Annotated in this window: 17 protein-coding genes; 14 read left to right on the top strand and 3 right to left on the bottom strand. The window is 69.6% G+C overall.

Annotated elements, in window-relative coordinates; all coding sequences use genetic code 11:
- The first annotated feature begins 20 nt into the window (after positions 1-20).
- The 7 genes from AC07SQ_RS08165 to AC07SQ_RS08135 all read left to right on the top strand — a co-directional run bounded on the left by AC07SQ_RS08165 (position 21) and on the right by AC07SQ_RS08135 (position 8,692).
- On the top strand, positions 21-1,151 hold the full coding sequence (locus tag AC07SQ_RS08165; RefSeq protein ID WP_495272175.1) for an ABC transporter permease: 1,131 nt from the start codon (positions 21-23) through the stop codon (positions 1,149-1,151).
- Positions 1,152-1,213: 62 nt separating this feature from the next.
- Positions 1,214-2,173: a D-ribose ABC transporter substrate-binding protein gene (locus AC07SQ_RS08160; protein WP_495272176.1), complete on the top strand. Its 960-nt coding sequence runs from the start codon at positions 1,214-1,216 to the stop codon at positions 2,171-2,173.
- A gap of 100 nt (positions 2,174-2,273) precedes the next feature.
- Positions 2,274-2,741, top strand: a complete 468-nt coding sequence (gene derI, locus AC07SQ_RS08155) for a D-erythrulose-4-phosphate isomerase (protein WP_070062045.1) — start codon at positions 2,274-2,276, stop codon at positions 2,739-2,741.
- A 37-nt stretch (positions 2,742-2,778) separates the two neighbouring features.
- Positions 2,779-4,383 (top strand): FGGY family carbohydrate kinase, encoded by a 1,605-nt coding sequence (locus AC07SQ_RS08150; protein WP_495272177.1) that lies wholly within the window; start codon positions 2,779-2,781, stop codon positions 4,381-4,383.
- On the top strand, positions 4,380-6,131 hold the full coding sequence (locus tag AC07SQ_RS08145; RefSeq protein WP_495272178.1) for a glycerol-3-phosphate dehydrogenase/oxidase: 1,752 nt from the start codon (positions 4,380-4,382) through the stop codon (positions 6,129-6,131). The genes AC07SQ_RS08150 and AC07SQ_RS08145 overlap by 4 nt, the downstream gene beginning before the upstream one ends.
- 66 nt (positions 6,132-6,197) lie before the next feature.
- Positions 6,198-7,964 carry a dihydroxyacetone kinase subunit DhaL gene (gene dhaL, locus AC07SQ_RS08140; RefSeq protein ID WP_495272179.1) on the top strand — a complete coding sequence of 589 codons (1,767 nt, stop codon included), beginning with the start codon at positions 6,198-6,200 and terminating at the stop codon, positions 7,962-7,964.
- Positions 7,965-7,996: 32 nt separating this feature from the next.
- Positions 7,997-8,692 (top strand): HAD family hydrolase, encoded by a 696-nt coding sequence (locus AC07SQ_RS08135; protein WP_495272180.1) that lies wholly within the window; start codon positions 7,997-7,999, stop codon positions 8,690-8,692.
- Between the two features lie 30 nt (positions 8,693-8,722).
- On the opposite strand, the gene AC07SQ_RS08130 is transcribed toward AC07SQ_RS08135, so the two are convergent.
- On the bottom strand, positions 8,723-9,637 hold the full coding sequence (locus tag AC07SQ_RS08130) for an alpha/beta fold hydrolase (protein WP_495272181.1): 915 nt from the start codon (positions 9,635-9,637) through the stop codon (positions 8,723-8,725).
- A 299-nt stretch (positions 9,638-9,936) separates the two neighbouring features.
- Here AC07SQ_RS08130 and AC07SQ_RS08125 point away from each other — a divergent pair, with 299 nt between their 5' ends.
- From AC07SQ_RS08125 to AC07SQ_RS08095, 7 genes are all read left to right on the top strand, one after another.
- On the top strand, positions 9,937-10,977 hold the full coding sequence (locus AC07SQ_RS08125) for an AraC family transcriptional regulator (protein WP_369629952.1): 1,041 nt from the start codon (positions 9,937-9,939) through the stop codon (positions 10,975-10,977).
- A gap of 534 nt (positions 10,978-11,511) precedes the next feature.
- Complete coding sequence (locus tag AC07SQ_RS08120) at positions 11,512-12,291, top strand: esterase/lipase family protein (protein ID WP_095948796.1); 780 nt, start codon at positions 11,512-11,514, stop codon at positions 12,289-12,291.
- 40 nt (positions 12,292-12,331) lie between these two features.
- Positions 12,332-14,044, top strand: coding sequence for a long-chain-fatty-acid--CoA ligase (locus AC07SQ_RS08115; RefSeq protein ID WP_495272182.1), 1,713 nt, complete (start codon positions 12,332-12,334; stop codon positions 14,042-14,044).
- 50 nt (positions 14,045-14,094) lie between these two features.
- Positions 14,095-15,711, top strand: a complete 1,617-nt coding sequence (locus tag AC07SQ_RS08110; RefSeq protein WP_495272183.1) for a wax ester/triacylglycerol synthase family O-acyltransferase — start codon at positions 14,095-14,097, stop codon at positions 15,709-15,711.
- Between the two features lie 48 nt (positions 15,712-15,759).
- The gene (locus AC07SQ_RS08105) at positions 15,760-17,100 is read left to right on the top strand and encodes an MFS transporter (protein ID WP_495272184.1); all 1,341 of its coding nucleotides are present in this window, start codon (positions 15,760-15,762) and stop codon (positions 17,098-17,100) included.
- A 44-nt stretch (positions 17,101-17,144) separates the two neighbouring features.
- Positions 17,145-17,594, top strand: coding sequence for a TIGR01841 family phasin (phaP, locus tag AC07SQ_RS08100; RefSeq protein WP_095948792.1), 450 nt, complete (start codon positions 17,145-17,147; stop codon positions 17,592-17,594).
- A gap of 175 nt (positions 17,595-17,769) precedes the next feature.
- Entirely contained in the window at positions 17,770-18,447 is a 678-nt protein-coding gene (locus AC07SQ_RS08095) for a peptidoglycan DD-metalloendopeptidase family protein (RefSeq protein ID WP_495272185.1), read from the top strand.
- 13 nt (positions 18,448-18,460) lie between these two features.
- Here AC07SQ_RS08095 and AC07SQ_RS08090 read toward each other — a convergent pair whose 3' ends face one another.
- Positions 18,461-19,660 (bottom strand): PrsW family intramembrane metalloprotease, encoded by a 1,200-nt coding sequence (locus AC07SQ_RS08090; protein WP_159275471.1) that lies wholly within the window; start codon positions 19,658-19,660, stop codon positions 18,461-18,463.
- Positions 19,657-20,217, bottom strand: coding sequence for a hypothetical protein (locus tag AC07SQ_RS08085; protein ID WP_095746625.1), 561 nt, complete (start codon positions 20,215-20,217; stop codon positions 19,657-19,659). The genes AC07SQ_RS08090 and AC07SQ_RS08085 overlap by 4 nt, the downstream gene beginning before the upstream one ends.
- Between the last annotated feature and the right edge of the window lie 2 nt (positions 20,218-20,219).

Genomic DNA, 20,219 nt, shown 5'->3' with positions numbered 1-20,219 from the left:
CCTTCCGAGCGGACATCACCATGAGCGAAGCCCCATCTCCAGCCCTGCCTTCCGGTCCTGCCAACGGCGGAGGCGGCGGCATCGACATCGTCCGCCTCCTGCTTGAAGGGCGCGCCTTCTTCGCGCTGATCGCGATCGTGGCCGTGTTCTCGTTGCTGTCGCCCGTGTACTTCTCGACCGGCAACTTCCTCATCATGTCGTCGCACGTCGCCATCTTCGGGCTGCTGGCCATCGGCATGCTGATCGTGATCCTCACCGGTGGCATCGACCTGTCGGTCGGGTCGACCCTCGGCCTGTGCGGGGTCGTCGCCGGCTACCTGATGCAGGGCGTCACGATCGACGCGCTCGGCCTGGTGCTCTACCCGCCGGTCTGGGTCGTGGTGCTGCTGACCTGCGCACTGGGTGCCTTCGTCGGGGCCGTCAACGGCGTGCTGATTGCCTTCTTCAAGGTGCCGGCCTTCGTGGCCACGCTGGGCGTGCTGTACGTCGCGCGCGGCGTGGCGCTGCTGATCACCAACGGGTTGACCTTCAACAACCTCGGCGGCCGGCCCGAGTTGGGGAACACGGGCTTCAACTGGCTCGGCTTCGACCAGGTCCTGGGCATGCCGGTCGGCGCGCTGGTGCTTGCCATGGTCGCGGTGGTGGCGGCCGTGCTGCTCAACCGCACGGCCTTCGGGCGCTGGGTGTATGCGAGCGGCGGCAACGCGCGGGCGGCCGAGCTGTCGGGCGTGCCCGTGCGATTCACGACCGTCACCGTCTACGTGCTGTCCGGTGTCTGTGCGGCCATTGCGGGGCTGGTCCTGTCGTCGCAACTGACTTCGGCCGGCCCGACGGCGGGCAGCACCTACGAACTCACCGCGATCGCCGCCGTCGTGGTGGGCGGCGCGGCGCTCACCGGGGGGCGCGGCAACGTGCGCGGTACGCTGCTCGGCGCCTTCGTCATCGGCTTCCTGTCCGACGGGCTCGTGATCATCGGCGTGTCTTCCTACTGGCAGACCGTCTTCACGGGCGCCGTGATCGTGCTCGCGGTGCTGCTGAACGCCATCCGGTACGGCCGTCGGCCTGCGCGTGCCGCGACCCCGGCCGCGCCAGGCGCGTCCGGCGTGTCCGCCGTCTCTGGCGCGACCGGCCAGCCACGGCCCACGGCCTGAAAGATTCCCGTCCGCCGCAGCCGCGGCATCTGTCCAGAAGAAACCACCAAGGAGACGAAGTCATGTTGAACACCACCCGCCGCACGCTGCTTGCTGCACTCTCGCTCACGCCCCTGATGGCCAGCCCGGCATGGGCCCAAGGCAAGGGCAAGGGGCTGATCACGATCATCGTGAACGATCCCGCCAACCCCTACTGGTTCACCGAAGGCGAAGTGGCCAAGGCCACGGCGCAGAAACTGGGCTACACCGCGGTCGTCGCCGCGCACACCGGCGACACCAACACCGAGAGCCGTCTGATCGACACGGCCATCACCAACAAGTCGGTCGCCATCATCCTCGACCCCGCGAACGCGAGCGGCTCGGTGGGCGCGGTGCAAAAGGCGGTGGCCGCGAAGATCCCCGTGATCCTCGTCAATGCCGAGATCAACAAGGAGGGCCTGGCGCAGGCGCAGCTCGTGTCGAACAACGCCCAGGGCGCCGCGCTCGGGGCCCAGCACTGGGCCGAGCTGATGGGCAACAAGGGCAAGTACGTCGAGCTCGTCGGCGCCCCCTCCGACAACAACGCCGCGACCCGGTCGAACGGCTTCAAGACCGTGCTGAGCCAGTACCCGGACCTGGCCAAGGCCGGCTCGGAAGTCGCCAACTGGAACCGGACGCAAGGGCACAACAAGATGCAGTCGCTGATGCAGGCACACCCCGACATCAAGGGCGTCATCAGCGGCAACGATGAGATGGCCCTCGGCGCGATCGCCGCGCTCAAGAAGGCGGGCAAGTTCAACGGGGTCGTCGTCGGCGGGTTCGACGGTTCGCCGGACTCGGTGGCCTCGGTCAAGGCCGGCGAGCTGGCCTACACGGTGCTCCAGCCCGTCGCGGTGTTCGCCGCTGCGGCCGTGCACCAGGCCGACTCGTTCATCCGAACCGGCAAGACCGGCGCCAAGACCGAGAAGCAGCTGTTCGACTGCCTGCTGATCACCAAGGGCAACGCCGCCAAGTACTCCTCGCCGTTCGTCCTAGACAAGTAAGCCCACGCAACGTCACGCCACCCCGGCACCGCAAGGTTCCGGCGGCGCTCGCCACGCGACGCCGCCGGTTGCACAGCCGGTTCGAAGAAATGGAAAGCACATGAAGATCGCCATTGCCGCGGACACCGCGGGCGCGCCCCTTGCCGAGGTTCTTGCCAGGCACTTCGCCGGCCGGGAGGGCCTCGAGGTGACCCACATCGGCCTGCCCGAGGAGGACGCCGACTTCTTCTATGCCGACCTCTCCGACCGGGTCTGCCAGGGCATCCTCAGCGGCCTCTACGACCGTGCGATCCTGGTGTGCGGAACCGGCATCGGTGTCTGCCTCTCGGCCAACAAGGTGCCCGGCATCCGCGCGGCGCAGACGCACGACACCTACTCGGCAGAGCGCGCCGCGCTCTCCAACAACGCGCAGGTCATCACCATGGGGGCGCGGGTGATCGGGGCCGAACTGGCCAAGGCGGTGGCGCAGGCCTACCTGTCCTCGCACTTCGACCCCCACGGCACGTCGGCGCGCAACGTCCGCGCCATCGATGCGCTGGACGAGAAGTACCACGCGAAACACCGATGAACGCAACCCGTTCCCTCGGCGGCCGGCACTGACGCGCATGGCACGCGACCTCATCATCGGCGTGGACGCCGGAACTTCGGTCATCAAGGCCGTGGCCTTCGACCTGCAGGGCCGGCAGGTGGCGGTGGCCAGCACGCCGAACCGCGTGCTGCTCGGCCCCGACGGCGCGGCCGAGCAGGACCTCGACGGAACCTGGACCGACACGGCCGCCACGTTGCGCGCGCTGGCCGCGCGCGTCCCTGGCCTGGCGGCGCGCGTGGTGGCCCTGGCGGCCACCGGCCAGGGCGACGGAACGTGGCTCGTCGATGCCGATGGCCGCCCGGTCGGACCCGCGATGCTGTGGCTCGACGCGCGCGCCGGCCGTCACGTGCAGGCGCTGCGCGAGACGCCGGCCTCGCGGCTCGTCGCCGCGCGCACCGGCAACGCGCTCAACCCGTCGATGCAAAGCGGCCAGCTGCTGTGGCTGCAGGCGCACCAGCCCGAGCGCCTGGCACGGGCCGCATCGGCCATGCATTGCAAGGACTGGCTCTTCTTCAAGGCCACGGGCGTGCGTGCGACCAGCCCCTGCGAAGGCGTCTACACCTTCGGCAACTTCAGGAGCCTGGCCTACGACGACGAGACCCTGGCACTGCTCGGCCTGGGCGCCATCAAGCACCTCCTGCCGCCGATCGTCGACGGCACCCGCAGCCATGCGCCGCTGATCCGCACTGCCGCCACCGAGACGGGGCTGCCCGAAGGCCTGCCGGTGGTGCTGCCGCTCATGGACGTGCCGCTGTGCGTGCTCGGCGCCGGCGGCATGGCGTTCGATGCGCAGGGCGGGCTGCGGCACGTCGGCTGCTCGGTGCTCGGCAGCACCGGGATGCATGGCTGGGTCACCGACAACACGGCGGCCATCGAACCCAGCGCCGAAGCCGGCTACACCATCGCGATGCCTGCGCCGGGCCTGCGGGTCCGCCTGGTCTCGCACATGGCGGCGACGCTGAACATCGACTGGTTGCTCCGGCTGCTCGGCAGCGCGGCCGAACTGGCCGGCGGAGCGGCGTTGCCGCACGCGCAGATGCTGGAGCGGCTCGATGCGCTGGTGCTGTCCACCGCACCCGCACAGGCGGTCTACCACCCCTACATCGCGCAAAGCGGCGAGCGCGGACCCTTTGTCGACGCGAGCGCCCGTGCGCAGCTCAGCGGCTTCAGCGCGACGCTGGGCGTGGCGGGCCTGTCGCGGGCGGTCTTCGAAGGCATCGCGATGGCCACGCGCGATTGCTACACCGCGCTCGGCACGCTGCCCGAGGAGATCCGCCTGTCCGGCGGCGCCGCACGCAGCCTGGCGCTGCGGCAGATGATCGCGTCGGTCACCGGGCGCCCGGTGCGCGTGTCGAACCGCGAGGAGTGCGGCGCCGCAGGCGCGGCCATCACCGCCGCGCTGTCGATCGACAGCCACGCCAGCCTTCACCAGATGCTGCCCCAGTGGGTCGATGCCTACCTCGACGAGGCGGTCACCTTGCCGGACCCGGGCCAGACCGCGCTCTACGACCAGATCTACGGGCAGTACCGCGAAACCGCACAACGGGCGAGGGCGCCCTGGCAGGCCCTGGCCGACATCCGGCGTGCCCACTTCGATGCCGCCGCGCAGGAGATTCGATGAACGACTTCGTCCCGCCCGCCGTCCTGGCGCGGGCCTTCGAGCCCGCCGACGCGACCTGGCTCCATCCCGCGCAGCGGCGGCGCGACCTGGCCGAAGCCTCGCGCAGCGTGGCCGACGTGCTGGTGATCGGCGCGGGCGTGACCGGCGCGGGCGCCGCGCTCGACGCTGTCGCGCGCGGACTCTCGGTGGTGCTGGTCGAGGCGGGCGACATTGCCACCGGCACCTCGTCGCGTTCGGGCAAGACCTTTCACGGCGGCCTGCGCTACCTCGAGCAGCTCAACTTCAAGCTGGTGGCGCACGCGATCGAGGAGCGCGACCTGATGGTCAAGGTCCTGTGCCCGCACATTGCCCGCCCGGAGTCCTTTCTCTATCCGCTTACCCGCGCCTGGTGGGAGCGGCCCTATGTCGGCGCCGGCGTGCTGCTTTACGACCTCTTCGGCCTGAAGGGCGGCGCCGTCCCGCGCCAGCGCCATTTCGGCCGGGCGGCGCTCAAGCGGCACATTCCCTCGATCGATGCACGGCGCGTGGTCGGCGGCGTTCAGTTCCATGACGCGCTGATGGACGACGCGCGCCACACCCTCGCGGTCGTGCGCACGGCGGCCGGTCGCGGCGCCAAGGTCATCACGCGGGCGCCCATGGTCGAGTTCATCAAGGACGGCGAGCGCGTCGCGGGCGTCGTGGTGCAAGACACCCTGACCGGCGAACGGCATCGCCTGGCCGCCCGCGCGGTGATCAGCGCCACCGGCATCTGGGCCGACGACATCCAGCAGCGCGCGGGCGCCAACAGCTTCCGGGTGCAACCCGCGAAGGGCGTGCACATCCTGCTGCGGCCGGAAGCGCTGCAGTCCGACACCGGCATCCTCGCCCGCGCCACCGACTCCGTCATCATCGCGCGCCGCTGGTACGGCTACTGGCTCGTCGGCACCACCGATACGCCGTGGCACGGCGACAAGTCGCAGCCGGTCGCCGAAGCGGCCGATGTCGACTACCTGCTCGACAACCTCAATGCCTACCTCGAGCGCAAGGTCGGTCGCGCCGACGTGCTCGGTACCTTCGCCGGCCTGCGCCCGCTGCTGAAGTCGGTCGGCACCACCGATTCGACATCGGCACTGCTTCGCGACCACGCGGTGATCGACGGGCCGCCCGGCCTCACCACCGTCGTCGGCGGCAAGTACACGACCTACCGCCGCATGGCGGCCGACGCGGTCGATGCCGCGGTGCGGCCCCTGGGGGTGGGCACGCCATCGTCCACGGCCTCGCTGCCGCTGGTCGGGGCCGGCGACTGGGCCGCGGTGCGCGACAGCGCCGGCGAGCTGGCACGGCATTTCGGCATGGGCATCGGCGATGCGGGCCGCCTGCTGCAGCGGCACGGCGACCGGGTGCGCGACCTGCGGGCGCTCGCGCGGGCCAGGCCCGCACTGCGCGCAACGCTGCCTGGCGCGGCGCACTACCTGGTCGCCGAACTCGTGCATGCCGTCGTCGCCGAGGGCGCGCACACGCTGACCGACGTGATGACGCGTCGCACCCACCTGTCGATCGAACTCGCCGATGGCGGGCTGGCCCTGGCCCCGTTCGTGGCCGGGTGCATCGCGCCGTACCTGGGCTGGTCGAGCGACGACATCCGCCGGCAGCTTGCGGCCTACCGCGAACTCATCGCGGCGGAGCGTGCGGCGCTGGGCCCCGGCGTTGCCGTGCCGCCGGCCGCGTCGCCTGCCGCTGCCCCTGTCCCGCTCGCCGCGGCCCTGTAGAGCCATCCCTTCGCGCACACCCCGCGGGCCGCGTCCGGCCCCGCCCTTACCCAGGAGACCTGCTTTATGTCCATGAACCGTGTCGTCAACCACCCCGATCGCGTCGTCGAGGACATGCTCGGGGGCTGGTTGCTGGCCCACGGCGACAGCGTCGAGGCACTGCCCGCCAACCCGCGCGTCGTCAAGCGCGCCCGGGCGCCCGAGCGCGGCAAGGTCGGCGTCGTGACCGGCGGCGGGTCGGGGCACGAGCCGGCGTTCCTCGGCTACGTGGGCGACGGCATGGTCGATGCCGTGGCCGTCGGGGAGATCTTTTCCTCGCCCACGGCCAAGAGCTTCCTGGACGCGATCCGCACCGCCGACGGCGGCGCGGGCGTGGCCTGCCTCTACGGCAACTACGCCGGCGACAACATGAACGTCGGCATGGCCCGCCAGATGGCCGAGCGCGAGGGCATCGTGGTCAGGACCGTGGTCGCCAACGACGACGTGCCCTCGGCCGCCAAAGGCGACGAGGCGCGGCGCCGCGGGGTCGCGGGAGAAATCTTCATGTGGAAGGTCGGCGCCGCCAAGGCCGCGCTCGGCGCTTCCCTCGACGAGGTGATCGCCGCGGCGCAGAAGGCCATTGCGAACACGCGCAGCATCGGCGTGGGCCTGTCCGCCTGCGTGATCCCCGCGGTCGGCAAGGCCAACTTCCACATCGAGCCCGGCACGATGGAAGTCGGCATCGGACACCACGGCGAACCCGGCATCGACGTGCGGGCGACGGCGAGCGCCGCCGAGATGGCGCAGCTCATGCTCGATGTCGTGCTGCCCGACCTGCCGTTCGGTGCCGGCGACCGGGTCGCGGTGCTGATCTCGGGGCTCGGCGCCACGCCGGTGATGGAGCAGTACATCCTCTACGGAGAGATCGCGCAGCGTCTGCGGGCCAAGGGCATCACGGTGGCGTTCAACCAGGTCGGCAACCTCTTCACTTCGCTCGAGATGATGGGCGTGACGCTGACCCTCATGAAGCTCGACGACGAACTCGAGACCTGCCTGAAGCACCCCTGCCGCAGCGTCGGGCTGAGCGTGCCCGGCGACGCCGCGCAGGGCCGCACCTACAGCGGGAGCGCACGCATGAACGCTGCCGTGGCCACGGCTACCGTGTCTTCGGGCGCCGGCGCGCGCGCACGCACGGTGAGCGGGGCCACGCTGGCCCTCGCACAGGCGGGCCCCGTGGTGCGCGACCTCATCGACGCCATCGTCGCGAACCGCCAGCACCTGAGCGAGATCGACGGCCTGATCGGCGATGGCGACCACGGCATCAACATGGCCAAGGGCTTCACCGGCTGCGGCACGCGCCTGGACGCGCTCGGCCCGCGCGCCGCGTCGCTGCCCGCTGCCCTCGAGCAGCTGTCGCAGGCGCTGATGGACGACATCGGCGGCTCGATGGGGCCGCTCTATGGCCGCTTCTTCCTCGGCTTCGTCGACACCCTCGCGCCGCATGAACAACTCGATGCGGCGCTGTTCGGCGAGGCGCTGGCCGTGGCCGTCGCCAACGTGCAGGCGATGGGCAATGCCCAGGTCGGCGACAAGACACTGATCGATGCGCTCGTGCCGGCGCGCGATGCCTACGCCGCCGCACTTGCCAATGGCTCGGACTTCGCTGCCTGCCTGCAAGCCATGAGTGCTGCTGCACAGCAGGGGCGCGACGCCACCAAGGCCCTGCAGGCCCGCATCGGCCGTTCGGCGCGGCTGGGTCCGCGCTCGATCGGCGTGCTCGACGCCGGCGCCACCTCGTGCTGCCTGATCCTGCAGACGCTGGCGGCTTCGCTGCAGCGCCGGCTGGCCCCCTGAATTCGACTGTCACACGCAAGGAAATCCTTTTCATGACCACCATCCAAGCCGTCGTCTTCGACATGGACGGCATCCTCATCGACTCCGAAGTGCTCTGGCGCCAGGCCCGCGAGGAGTTCGCCGCAGACCACGGCATGACCTGGAGCGCCGAGGACCAGGAATCCACCATGGGATGCAACACCCGCATGTGGTCGCGCCTCATGGTCGAGCGGCTCGACTTGCGCGCCAGGCTCGGCATGGACGAGGCCGCGATCGCCCGCGAGATCAAGGCGCGCCTGCTGGCGAAGTACGAGGTGCACCTGCCCGAGCGCGAAGGCGCGATGGCCGCGGTGCGCCTGGCGGCGACCCGCTACAAGGTCGCGCTGGCCTCCGGCTCGCCGAACGAACTGGCGGCGCACGTGATGAAGGTGACGGGCCTCGACACGGTCTTCCTGGCCACCACGTATGGCGACGATGTCGCGCACGGCAAGCCGGCTCCCGACATCTACCTCGACGTGCTGCAGAAGATCGGCGTGAAGCCCGAGCACGCCGTCGGCGTCGAGGACTCCGGCAACGGCATCCGCTCGCTGCGTGCGGCCGGCATGGGCATCATCGCGGCGCCCGGGCCGGAGTTTCCGCTCGGGCCCGAGGTGCTTGCCCTGGCCGACGTGCGCATCGCCGAGCTGACGGCGTTCGACCTCGACCTCGTCGAGCGCGCCGGCGCGGCGCACCGGGCGCGGATGCGCTGACGGGCCGGGCCGCCCGAGGCCCGAAAGAAATCAGCGGCTCTCGACCGCGTGCCCCGCAATCGCATCGATCACCGGCGTCCACGTCAGCTTCGGCAGCGCGTGGCCCATGCCCTCGATGGTCACCATCCTCGCGCCGGGCACGTGGCGCGCCACGTCCTTCCCGCATTCGATCGGCACCAGCGGATCGACATCGCCATGGATCACCAGCGTCGGCGCCTTCAGCGACGCCAGCCGCTCCCTGCGGCTGCCTGACGCGATGATGGCCGCGAGCTGGCGCGCATAGCCGGCCGGGTGCAGGCCGCGTTCGAAACTGCGTTCCGCGCGCGCGGCATCGAGCGCCTCTTCGTCCGGATGCGAACCGGCGCGCAGCACCTTCATCACCTGCTGCTGGCGCGCGATGTAGCCGTCGCGGTCCAGCGGCGTGGGCGTGAGCAGCACCTGCAGCGCCTGCGGTTGGGGCGGTGGCAGGTCGGGCGCGCCGCTGGTGGCCATGATCGACACCAGCGTGCGCACGCGCGCCGGATGGCGCAGCGCGATCTCCTGGCCGATGGCGCCGCCCATCGAGGCGCCGACGATGTGGGCGCGATCGATGCCCAGCGCATCGAGCAGGCCGACCGCATCGTCGGCCATGTGGGCCAGCGTGTACGGCACCTGGCTCGCGCTCACCGGCATGCCGGCCAGCGCCTGTCCGAGCAGCTTGGCCACGTCGGGAATACCCGCGGCGCTCAGGCGCGTGGACTGTCCGATGTCGCGGTTGTCGAAGCGGATGACGCGGTAGCCGCGACCGGCCAGGCGTTCGCAGAAGGCTTCGTCCCACGCAATCATCTGCGTGCCCAGGCCCATGATGAGCAGCAGCGGTGGCGCCGCCGGATCGCCGAAGCAGTCGTAGGCCAGCTCGATGCCGTTGGACGAAGCGAACGAAGGGGAAGAGGGGTCGCGTTGCATGGGGCGTGGCGGTGAAAAGGAAGGGGAGAGAAAGGAAGAGAAGCGAAAGGCAACCGCCGCGCGTTGCGCTTTGTGCCCTGCGGCCGGGACGGTGTTTCGTGGACGATCTTTCCGTGGGGCACCAGCGCGAGAAAGGTTCGTTCAGACCAACCGGGAGTGACTTCGGGACAATTTGGCGCTATCGGGAAACTCCGAGTCTGCGCGTGCAGAACGCTTCGATATCCTGCGACGACCTTGGAGTGCGAGGCCAGTGGCGGCCTCGCCATCGAAGGCATGTGTTCTGAAGGGATTGAATCGTCGTGCATCGTTCGCCACCCGACTTCGCGTCACGCGTCTACGGACCCCAGCGCGTCGCAGCCATCGTCGCCACCCTGGTCGAAGAAGGCATCGCACCGGAACAAACCCTGAGCGGAAGTGGCCTGACGGAAGACCAGCTGCGCGCACCGGCGACGCGGATTTCCTACGAGCAGGCGGCCGTGGTCTTCCGCAACGCGGTGCGTCTGGCGCCCGGTCCCAGCATCGCCTTTCGCGCGGGCATCCGCATGCACCTCACGGCCTACGGCATGTACGGCTACGGGTTGCTGAGCAGCCCCACGCACGCCGACCTGATGGACTTCACCATCAAGTACAACCGCGTCATGGGCCCCGTGGCCGGGCCGGTGTCGTACACCTGCAGCAGCGGCACGGCCGTGCTGCCCTACGAGGTGCTGCTGTCGTCTGATCCGCAAGACCCGCTGTACCGCTTCGCGCTCGAGTTCGCCTTTGCGGTGCACCTGCGGCTGGGGCGCGATCTTTTCGGTCCGTCGTTCGGCCTCTCCGCACTGCACGTGCGCTTTGCCGAGCCCGAAGATTTGAGCGCCTACCGCACCCTGTTCTGCTGCCCCGTGGCGTTCGGCCAGCCGCGCGATGAACTGCATGTGGGCTCGCCGTGGGTGGGCCATCCTTCGCGGCTGCCCGACTCGGTCACGCATGCGATGGTGAGCGAGATGTGCCAGCAGGTGCTGGCCGACCTGCCGCGCTCGGGCGGTGTCTCGTCGGTGGTGCGGCGCACGCTGATCGACCACATGCCGTGGCGCTTTCCGACCATCGAGCCGATGGCTTCGGAGCTGTCGATCCATCCGCGCACCTTGCGCCGTCGGCTCGAGACCGAAGGCACGACCTACCGCGGCATCCTGGCCGACGTGCGCCGCGTGCTGGCCATCGAGTACCTGCGCACCACGCGCATGACCACCGAGGAAATCGCCGAGCGGCTGGGCTACAGCGACGCCTCGAACTTCCGCCACGCCTTCGTGCGCTGGACCGGTCGCAGCCCGCAGGACTACCGCGCGGCGAAGGCCTGAGCCTTGCCTGCGCGATGCCGCATCGGGCATCGTGAACCACCGCTGATTCGCATGCGCGCGCCTTCGTGCGGCGTTCGCGTGGCCGTCGATCCACACATCTGTTCGCAGTTGTGAGTCGCGCCTGCGCGGCGTTCAGATGCGCGTCCCGAAATCACCGCGAAGTGGTCGCATCGCACCTTTCCTTGTCGACGTCGCCGCGAAAAGATGGCGCCCAGAGCAACGACAACAAAGTGCCCGATCCGAGCCTCGCTGAAGGCCCGGACGAGGCCGACAGGAGACAACACATGGATGCACCTCGCGCGTGCCGGCATGCCCGGCACGGACTGGACGTACGCGGCGGGTTCACACCATGCATGCGTGCCGCCGCACAGGCCGGGCGCCGCCGTTGCGCGGCGCCGTCAACCCTTTTCCCCGATCTCGATCCTCTCTCGAACGACCGCCCGACCGGGTAGCCGTGTGCATCGCGTCTGCACGTCGGGCTTTTTCTTCGCCTCTCTTTTTTCTTTTCCCTTTCCCTCCACTCCCGAGATGACCATGACCGAATCTTCTTCGATGGCCCCGCCGTCCCGCCGCCTGCTGATGCTCGAGTGGCGCGCCGTGGCGGAGCTGTCCGCGTTCTTCACCATGGCCCCGATGCTGCGCATGGCGCCCGCGGGCGACGGGCATCCCGTGCTCGTGCTGCCCGGCCTCTCGGCGAGCGATGCTTCGACGCAACCGCTGCGCGCTTTCCTGCGCGACCGCGGCTACCGCGCGCACGGATGGAAGCTCGGCCCCAACTTCGGCCCGCGCCCCGGCGTGGAAGACCAGATGCAGGAGCGCCTGGCCGAGCTGCACGAACGCTATCAACGCAAGGTGAGCATCGTCGGATGGAGCCTGGGCGGCGTGTTCGCACGCGAGCTGGCACGACGCGCGCCCTCGCAGGTGCGCAGCGTCATCACGCTGGGCAGCCCGTTCGCCGGCGAGCCGCGCGCGAGCAACGCGTGGCGGCTGTACGAGATGGTGAGCGAGCGCAAGGTCGAGGACTGGCCCGAGCGCGAGCGCATGCGCACACCGCCGCCTGTGCCGGCCAGCGCCATCTACAGCCGCAGCGACGGCATCGTGGCCTGGCAAGGCTGCCGCGAACGCGAGACCGCGACCTCGGAAAACATCGAGGTCGAGGGCAGCCACTGCGGCCTCGGCCACAACCCGGTGGTGCTCTACGCCATCGCCGACCGGCTCGCACAGCCCGAGGGCCAGTGGAAGCCGTTCCGCCGCGAAGGCCTGCGCCGCCTGCTGTACCTCGATCCGCACCGCGACGTGCGCAAGGCCGCCTGATGCGCCGCATCACCCACCCGTTCACTTCCTGGAGACGCACATGAACAGCAAGCCCTGGCTGGCTTCCTACCCCGAAGGCGTGGCGTGGGACCACGCGATCACGCCCACCTCGGTCCAGCAGATCCTGGCCGACGCCGTGGCCGGTTTTCCCGACCGGCCGGCCATCGACTTCATGGGCAAGCGCCTGAACTACCGCGAGCTCGGCGCGCTGGTCGATCGCGCCGCCAAGGGCTTGCAGGCCCTGGGCGTGCGCCCCGGCGTGCACGTGGGCCTGTTCCTGCCCAACACGCCGCACTACCTGGTTGCGCTGTTCGGCGTGCTGCAGGCGGGCGGCACGGTGGTCAACTACTCGCCGCTCGATGCGGCGAAGGTGCTCGAGCACAAGATCGAGGACAGCCAGACCGACTTCCTCATCACGCTCGACCTGGCGGCGCTCTACCCGCAGATGGCCGCCATGCTCGGCAAGACACGGCTGAAGAAGCTCATCGTCGGCAACCTCGCCGAGATGACGGGCGCGCCCGAGCAGGTGGCCGCGCAGATGAAGGCGAAGAACGAGACGGTCGAGATTTCCGGCGACGAGCACCACCTGCGTTTTTCCGAACTGCTCGACAACGACGGCCGCTACACGCCGCACCCCATCGGCGATCCGCGCGAGGCGCTGGCCATCCTGCAGTACACGGGCGGCACCACCGGCCTGCCCAAGGGCGCGATGCTCACGCACGCCAACCTGTCCTCGGCCTGCGAGCAGGTGGTGATCACGCAGTCGGGCACGCCGCCCGTGCTGCAGATGGGCACCGAGCGGCTGCTCGCGGTGCTGCCGCCGTTTCACATCTACGCGCTCACGGTCAACCTGCTGCTGGGCGTGCGCCTGGCGGCCGAGATCGTGCAGCACCTGCGCTTCGACCCCAAGGCCGCGCTGCGCGACATCGCCGAGAAGAAGCTCACCACCTTCTGCGGCGTGCCCACCATGTTCACCGCGGTGATCGGCGACCCCGACACGCCGCAGTACGACCTGCACTCGCTCAAGCTGTGCAACTCGGGCGGCGCGCCGCTGCCGATGGAGGTCGGCGAGCGCTTCCGCGCCATCACCGGCACCTGGCTGGCCGAAGGCTGGGGCATGACCGAGACCTCGCCCACCGGCACCTTCTCGCCCGCGCACGGCCAGCGCAAGGCGGGCTCGTGCGGCATTCCGCATCCGGGCGTGGTCATCAAGATGCTCGACCTCGAAGACCCCGCGCGCTACGTGCCGTTGGGCGAGAAGGGCGAGATGTGCATCCAGGGCCCCAACGTGATGAAGGGCTACTGGAACAAGCCCGAGGCCACGGCCGACAGCACCACCTTCGACGGCTTCTTTCGCACCGGCGACGTGGGCTACATGGACGAGGACGGCTTCGTCTTCATCGTCGACCGCTGCAAGGACATGCTGCTGTGCAGCGGCTACAACGTCTATCCGCGCGTGCTCGAAGAGGCCATCTACCAGCACCCGGCCGTGCATGAGGTGGCGGTGATCGGCGTGCCCGACGAATACCGCGGCCAGTCGCCCAAGGCCTTCGTCACGCTCAAACCCGGCGCCGAGGCCTTCGACATCAAGGCCCTGCAAAGCTTTCTCAAGGAGCGCGTGGGCAAGCACGAGATGGTGCAGGCCCTGGAGATCCGCGCCGCGCTACCCAAGACGGCGGTGGGCAAGCTCTCCAAGAAAGACCTCGTGGACGAAGAGCTGCGCAAGCAGGCCGTCGCCGCGGCCACCGCCTGAGCGCGCATTCCCCAATTCCCACCGATCCCACCGACGAAAGAGGCCACGCCATGGACCACCTGAGCAGCATGGACGCGTCGTTCCTGCACCTTGAAACCCCCGAGACGCCGATGCACGTCGGCAGTCTCATGCTCCTGGACCTGCCCGAGGGCTACCGGGGCGACTACTACGAAGATGTGAAGGGCATGCTGGGCAAGCGGCTGCACCTGGCGTCGGTGCTCACGCGCAAGCTCGCGCAGATGCCCTTCGAGCTGGCCGAGCCGGTGTGGATCGACGACGACGACATCGACCTGGACTACCACGTGCGCAGCCTCACGCTGCGCCGCCCCGGCACCATGGAGCAGCTGCACCACCTCGTGGCGCGCCTGCATTCCAGCCTGCTCGACCGCAGCCGACCGCTGTGGGAGATGTACGTCATCGAAGGCCTGGAGAACGGCCAGGTGGCCTTCTACACCAAGGCCCACCACAGCGGCGTCGACGGCAAGGCCGGCACCGAACTGGCCAAGGTGCTCTACGACACCACGGCGCAGATGCGCGAGGTGCCGCCCGCGCGCCGCAAGCGCGGCAGCGGCAGCCACTACCAGCTCGGCGTGGCCGAGCTGCTGCAGGCGGCGGTGTCGAACTCGGCGCGCCAGTACCGCAAGCTCGCCGAGCTGCTGCCGGCGGCCGCGCGCGCGCTCACGGCGGCCGGCAGCGTGCTCGCGAGCCAGCAGACCGGCAAGGGCGAGCGCCGCCTGAGCCTGGGCATGGCGCCCAAGAGCATGTTCAACGACGCCATCACCAACCAGCGCTCGTACAGCACGATGTCGCTGCCCTTCGACGAACTCAAGGCGCTGGGCAAGCGCGTGGGCGGCACCGTCAACACCATCGTGATGGCGATGTGCAGCGAGGCGCTGGCCCGCTTCCTGAAGGAGCGCAACCTGCTGCCGAAAGAAGCGCTGATCGCCGGCGTGCCCGTGAGCCTGCGCGCCGAGGGCGACGACTCGATGAACAACCAGGTGTCGATGGTGCGCGTCGACCTGGCGACCGACATCGGCGACGCGGCCGAGCGCTTCAAGGCGATCCATGCCTCGTCGGAGGCGGCCAAGGCCGTGGTGCGCGAGCTCAAGCCCGTGCTCGGCGTGGACATGCCGATCACCGGCTCGCCCTGGCTCATGACCAGCCTGGCGTCGCTGTACGGTCGCTCCAACCTGGCGCGCCGCGTGCCGCCCGCGGCCAACGTGCTGATCTCGAACGTGCCGGGGCCGGGCGCCACGCTCTACGTGGCGGGCGCGCGGATGATGCACTTCTACCCGGTGTCGATCCCGTACCACGGCAGTGCGCTGAACATCACGGTGCAGAGCTACGCGGGCTCGCTCGACTTCGGCCTCACGGCCTGCCGCCGCATCCTGTCGCAGGAAGAGTCGTACGAACTGATCGGCCACCTGCGCGCGGCGCTGCGGCAGATCGAGCGGCTGCCCAGCGTCGAGAGCGCGGCCAAGCCGGCGGTCGCGAAAGAGGTGCCAGCCGAGGCCGTGCCCGCCAAGGCCCCGCGCCGCGCGAAGGCGCCGGCCGCCGCCAAGCCGCGTGCGGCTGCCACTGCTGCCGCACCCGCCAGCAAGAAGCCCCGCGCGCCGCGCAAGCCGGCCGCGCCTGCCAAGGGCAAGCGTGCCGCGGCCGCTGCCTAGCCTTCCCGCCGACTCCTTCACCGACCGACCCCAAAGGAAAGCAAGACCATGACCCCCACTTCTGCGCAGGCCCCCGCCCGCGCGCCGTACAACGCGGCGGACGAGGCTTTGTTTTCGAAGGTCAGCTGGCACCTGCTGCCGCTGTTGATCCTCTGCTACATCGTCGCCTTCATCGACCGCATCAACATCGGCTTCGCGCAGCTGCAGATGAAGCAGACGCTGGACTTCAGCAACGAGGCCTATGCGCTGGGCGCGGGCATCTTCTTCATCGGCTACTTTCTCTTCGAGGTGCCCAGCAACCTCATGCTCGAGAAGATCGGCGCGCGCAAGACGCTGCTGCGCATCATGTTCTGCTGGGGGCTCGTGGCCTCGGCCATGATGTTCGTGGAGACCACCACGCAGTTCTACGTGCTGCGCTTCCTGCTGGGCGCCTTCGAGGCGGGCTTCTTCCCGGGGATCATCCTGTACCTCACCTACTGGTACCCCTCGGCGCGGCGCTGCAAGGTGATCTCGATCTTCATGACGGCCACGGCCATCGGCTACCTGCTGGCCGGCCCGCTCTCGGGCTGGATCATGAAGTACATGAACGGCCTGGGCGGCCACCACGGCTGGCAGTGGCTGTTCGTGGTGCAGGGGCTGCCGGCCTCGCTGCTGGGCATCGTCGCGTTCTTCTACCTGAAGGACAAGCCCGAGCAGGCCAACTGGCTCACGCCTTCGGAGAAGCTCGCGCTGCGCAACCACCTGGACAACGAGCCGCATGCCGTGGAGACCGCGTCGCACGGTTCGTTCTGGGCGCTGCTGCGCGACCCCAAGGTGTTCACGATGGCCTTCGTGTACTTCCTGTTCCTGGGCGCCAACTACACGCTGGTGTTCCTGGTGCCCACGCTCATCAAGAACTGGGGCGTGGGCGACGTGTTCATGGTCGGCCTGCTGTCGGCCATTCCGGCGGTCTTCGGCGCCGTGGGCATGGTGTTCGTCGGACGCAGTTCCGACAAGCACCTGGAGCGGCGCAAGCACTTCTTCTTCTGCGTGGCGCTGGCCTCGGCGGGCCTGCTGGTGGCCGTCTTCAGCGGCGGCAACCTGGTGCTGGCGCTGGCGGGCCTCGCGGTGATGAGCATCGGCCAGTCGGCCAACACGCCGATCTTCTTCGCGGCCATCAGCGAGTACCTGCCGCGCAAGTCGGCGGCCGGCGGCATTGCGCTCATCAGCAGCCTGGGCAACCTCGGGCCCGCCGTGATGCCGGTGATCACCGCGTGGATCACCACCGCCACCGGCAGTTCGGACAACAGCATGTTCCTGGCGATCGGGCTGTGGCTGCTGTCCGGCGTAGTGCTGCTGCGCGTGATGCGGCCCGCCGCCGCCGGGCGCACGCAGTTCGCGCCGGCCTGATTTCTTGTTACCCGCTATTTCATTCACACAAGGAGATTCGATCCATGGCAACCAGCAAGAACGCAGCCAACGCCAACCCGCTCTTTCCCACGGCGCTGCCGTCGATGGAAGATTTCAGCAAGCTGATCGAGCAGCTCAAGCTGCCCGGCGTGGACGTCGGCGCGCTCGTCGAGTGGCAGCGCAAGGACATGGAGGCCCTGGCCGAGGCCAACCGGCAGGCCTACGAAGGCATCCAGTCGCTGGCGCAGCGGCGCGGCGAGATCCTGCGCGACACGCTAGCCCAGTGGCAGGACGCACTGAAGGACGCCACCGGCAAGGACGCCATCTCCAAACAGGCCGAGGTCGCGCAGCGCGGCGTGCAGCAGGCCGTCGACAACTTCCGCGAACTGGCGCAGCTGGAAGCGCAGGCGCGCAACAACAGCTGGAAGGTGGTGCAGGACCGCCTGAACGAGAACATGGCCAACCTGCAGCAGCTGCTGCAGCCGAAGAAATAGGGGCGCTCCCGCGGACGCAATGTCCGCGCAACGACTGCTGGTAGCCTTGCCGGATTGTTCAGGCGCGCCTCGCCCCGCGAGGTCGCGCGATCCGGATGAATCAGAAAGGACTCAGCGCGTGGTTGTGACAGGGAGAAGATGGGGCGCGTGCGCCGCGTTGACGGCGGCATTGCTGGTGGGCGCATGCTCCACCACGCCCAGTACGCCGGTGGCGGGCCCCGGCGAGTACGTCGTGCAGACGGGCGACACGCTCTACCGCATCGCGCAGCGGCACGGCCGGACGACGGCCGAGATCGCCCGCTGGAACCAGATCAAGGACCCCGACCAGCTCGAAGCCGGGCAGGTGCTGCGCGTGGTGCCGCCCGGTGGCGCCGCGACCGGGGCTGCCACGCCCCCGCCGCGCAGCAGCGGCGGCAGCAGCAGTGCCGAAAAAGCCAAGCCCACGCCCGCACCCCGCGAGCGCGACCCCGTGGTGCCGCCCGCGTCGCGGCGCAGCGACTGGGGCTGGCCCTCGCAGGGTGCGGTCATCGCCGGTTTCAACGGCAACAGCAACAAGGGCCTGGACATCGGCGGCAGCAGCGGCGAGCCCGTGCACGCGATCGGCGCCGGCTCGGTGGCCGCGACGGAGACGATGCGCGGCTACGGCAGCGTGATCATGGTCGACCACGGCGGCTCCTACATGTCGATCTACACCAACGTGGGCACCGTGGGCGTGAAGCAGGGCCAGCGCGTGCAGCGCGGCCAGAAGATCGCCGAGATCGGCCCGGCGGAGGGCGGCCGCGCCAAGCTGCACTTCGAGATCCGCTACCGCGGCAAGGCCGTCGATCCGCGCCTGTACCTGCCGGCGAAGTAAGCGGAGCGGGCCTTCAGCCCTGCGGCCGGGTGAGCAGGTCGAGCTCGGCCCGCAGGCGCCGCACCGCGACTTCATGGCGCCGCGTCTGCGGCCCGCGCCCGTGCGTGCCGGCCTTCAGGATGAGCCGCAGCTGCTCGCGCTGCAGCTGTGCCTTCAGGCGCCGGGCGCGCTTGCCGAATTCCTTGCCCATGTCGCGGCGCACGCGGTAGCGCAGCAGCGGCGCGCCCAGGCGCACCCATTCGTCGTCGCGGATCAGCTCGCGCTCGGGCACGAAGTAGGCCGCCAGCGCGTGCAGGTAGGTGCCGTTCTCGCGCGCGGCGGCACGCCAGACGAAGGCGGCGGCGATCACCACCGGGATGCCCTTGACGATGAGCAGCAGCGCGATGCCGACAAAGCCGTCGTCGAAGCGGTCTTCCAGCAGCGGCGAGTTCCAGATGAAGTGCATCGCCCACGCCAGCGCGAAGTAGAAAAGGGCGCAGCCGATGCGCGCCGCCATCGAGCGCTGCGGGTTCAGCAGGAACCACGCCACGCCGAACGAGGCGATGGTGGTGTAGGCCGCGTGGCTCCACAGCCCGCTCAGCAGCCCGCGCATGAGCAGGTGGTAGAGCACCGGGTACACCTGGTTCTCGAGCGGGAAGTTCACGGCGCTGTTCACCGTGTAGCTCAGGTTCTCGATCACCTGGAAGCCCAGCCCGGCCATGGCGCCGACGATCAGCACCGACAGATACGTTTCGAACTGGTTGCGCGCGATCAGCACCAGCAGGATCACGCCGGCCAGCTTCAAGAACTCTTCGGTGATCGGCCCCGCGATGGCCGGCCCCCACGCCGCCACGAACTCCGGCGACACCAGCTTGGCGCACAGGCTCTGGATGGCGATGTTGGCCGGCGCCGCGAAGTACACCGCGCCCAGCCCGCCCCACGCAAAGGCCAGCACGTAGGCCTCGGGCGGGTGCTGTTCCAGCAGGTCGAGCGTGCGGAAAAACAGCACGAAGGCCGCCGTGTAGCCGCCCCACACCAGCAGGCCCAGCAGCGCGGTGACGGGCACCACGCGAAAGCCCAGCGAGAACATCGACACGGTATAGAACAGCCCGTTGAGGATCAGCGCCGCCAGCAGCCAGAACGCGGCGCGCTGGGGCTGGAAGAACGAGTCGGTGCCGATGGGCCAGTCGGCGTCTTCCTGGGTCGCGACGGGAGCTTCGGTGGCGGTGCTCACAGCGGTGCCTCCAGGTCCATCGAGTCGAGCATCTTGCGGGCGTCGGCCAGCGCTTCGTTGAAGCCGTCGGTGGGGCCGTACACGTCGATCTGCACCAGCGAGCGGCGCGGCGTGTCGACCACCTGCCAGAAGCGGCCGGCGAGCTTGGCGCCGTAGTAGGCGAAGGTCTTGCCCTGCAGGCCCCAGCCGGTGACGAAGTCGGACACGTCGCCTTCGACGGTCAGGCCCTGGCCGCGCTCCATGAGCCGCTGCTGGCGCACCATGGGGCCGTCGGGCCCGCCCATCCACAGGCGCGTGGTCACGAGGAACTTGTGGCCGCCCTTGAAGAGCATGAGCGACTGGCCGGCCTTGGAGCGCGACACGTCCATCTGCCAGCCCGGCGCGGGCTCGAAGCGTGCGTGGGCGACCGACACGGTCTCGCCCGCGGGCAGCGGCCGGCTGCCGGGCGTGTGGTTGTTCCAGAAGGTCAGGCCGCCGACGTACGCGGCAATGGCCAGGAGGATCGCGAGCGCGCCCGGCCAGGTGCGGTACGGGATGCGGCGGGACGGTTGAAGCATCC

It is taken from the genome of Variovorax sp. GW821-FHT06D12, assembly GCF_059419205.1.
Note: the sequence above shows the minus strand (reverse complement) of the source record. Positions and strands in the feature narration are given on the sequence as shown.

Bases quoted from the DNA above. Each gene is read 5' to 3' on its own strand.
- AC07SQ_RS08160 (WP_495272176.1), top strand. From the start codon at position 1,214: ATGTTGAACACCACCCGCCGCACGCTGCTTGCTGCACTCTCGCTCACG.
- AC07SQ_RS08130 (WP_495272181.1), bottom strand. From the start codon at position 9,637: ATGCAACGCGACCCCTCTTCCCCTTCGTTCGCTTCGTCCAACGGCATC.
- AC07SQ_RS08150 (WP_495272177.1), top strand. From the start codon at position 2,779: ATGGCACGCGACCTCATCATCGGCGTGGACGCCGGAACTTCGGTCATC.
- derI (WP_070062045.1), top strand. From the start codon at position 2,274: ATGAAGATCGCCATTGCCGCGGACACCGCGGGCGCGCCCCTTGCCGAG.
- AC07SQ_RS08115 (WP_495272182.1), top strand. From the start codon at position 12,332: ATGAACAGCAAGCCCTGGCTGGCTTCCTACCCCGAAGGCGTGGCGTGG.
- AC07SQ_RS08165 (WP_495272175.1), top strand. From the start codon at position 21: ATGAGCGAAGCCCCATCTCCAGCCCTGCCTTCCGGTCCTGCCAACGGC.
- AC07SQ_RS08085 (WP_095746625.1), bottom strand. From the start codon at position 20,217: ATGCTTCAACCGTCCCGCCGCATCCCGTACCGCACCTGGCCGGGCGCG.
- AC07SQ_RS08105 (WP_495272184.1), top strand. From the start codon at position 15,760: ATGACCCCCACTTCTGCGCAGGCCCCCGCCCGCGCGCCGTACAACGCG.
- AC07SQ_RS08135 (WP_495272180.1), top strand. From the start codon at position 7,997: ATGACCACCATCCAAGCCGTCGTCTTCGACATGGACGGCATCCTCATC.
- dhaL (WP_495272179.1), top strand. From the start codon at position 6,198: ATGTCCATGAACCGTGTCGTCAACCACCCCGATCGCGTCGTCGAGGAC.
- AC07SQ_RS08120 (WP_095948796.1), top strand. From the start codon at position 11,512: ATGACCGAATCTTCTTCGATGGCCCCGCCGTCCCGCCGCCTGCTGATG.
- AC07SQ_RS08145 (WP_495272178.1), top strand. From the start codon at position 4,380: ATGAACGACTTCGTCCCGCCCGCCGTCCTGGCGCGGGCCTTCGAGCCC.
- AC07SQ_RS08110 (WP_495272183.1), top strand. From the start codon at position 14,095: ATGGACCACCTGAGCAGCATGGACGCGTCGTTCCTGCACCTTGAAACC.
- phaP (WP_095948792.1), top strand. From the start codon at position 17,145: ATGGCAACCAGCAAGAACGCAGCCAACGCCAACCCGCTCTTTCCCACG.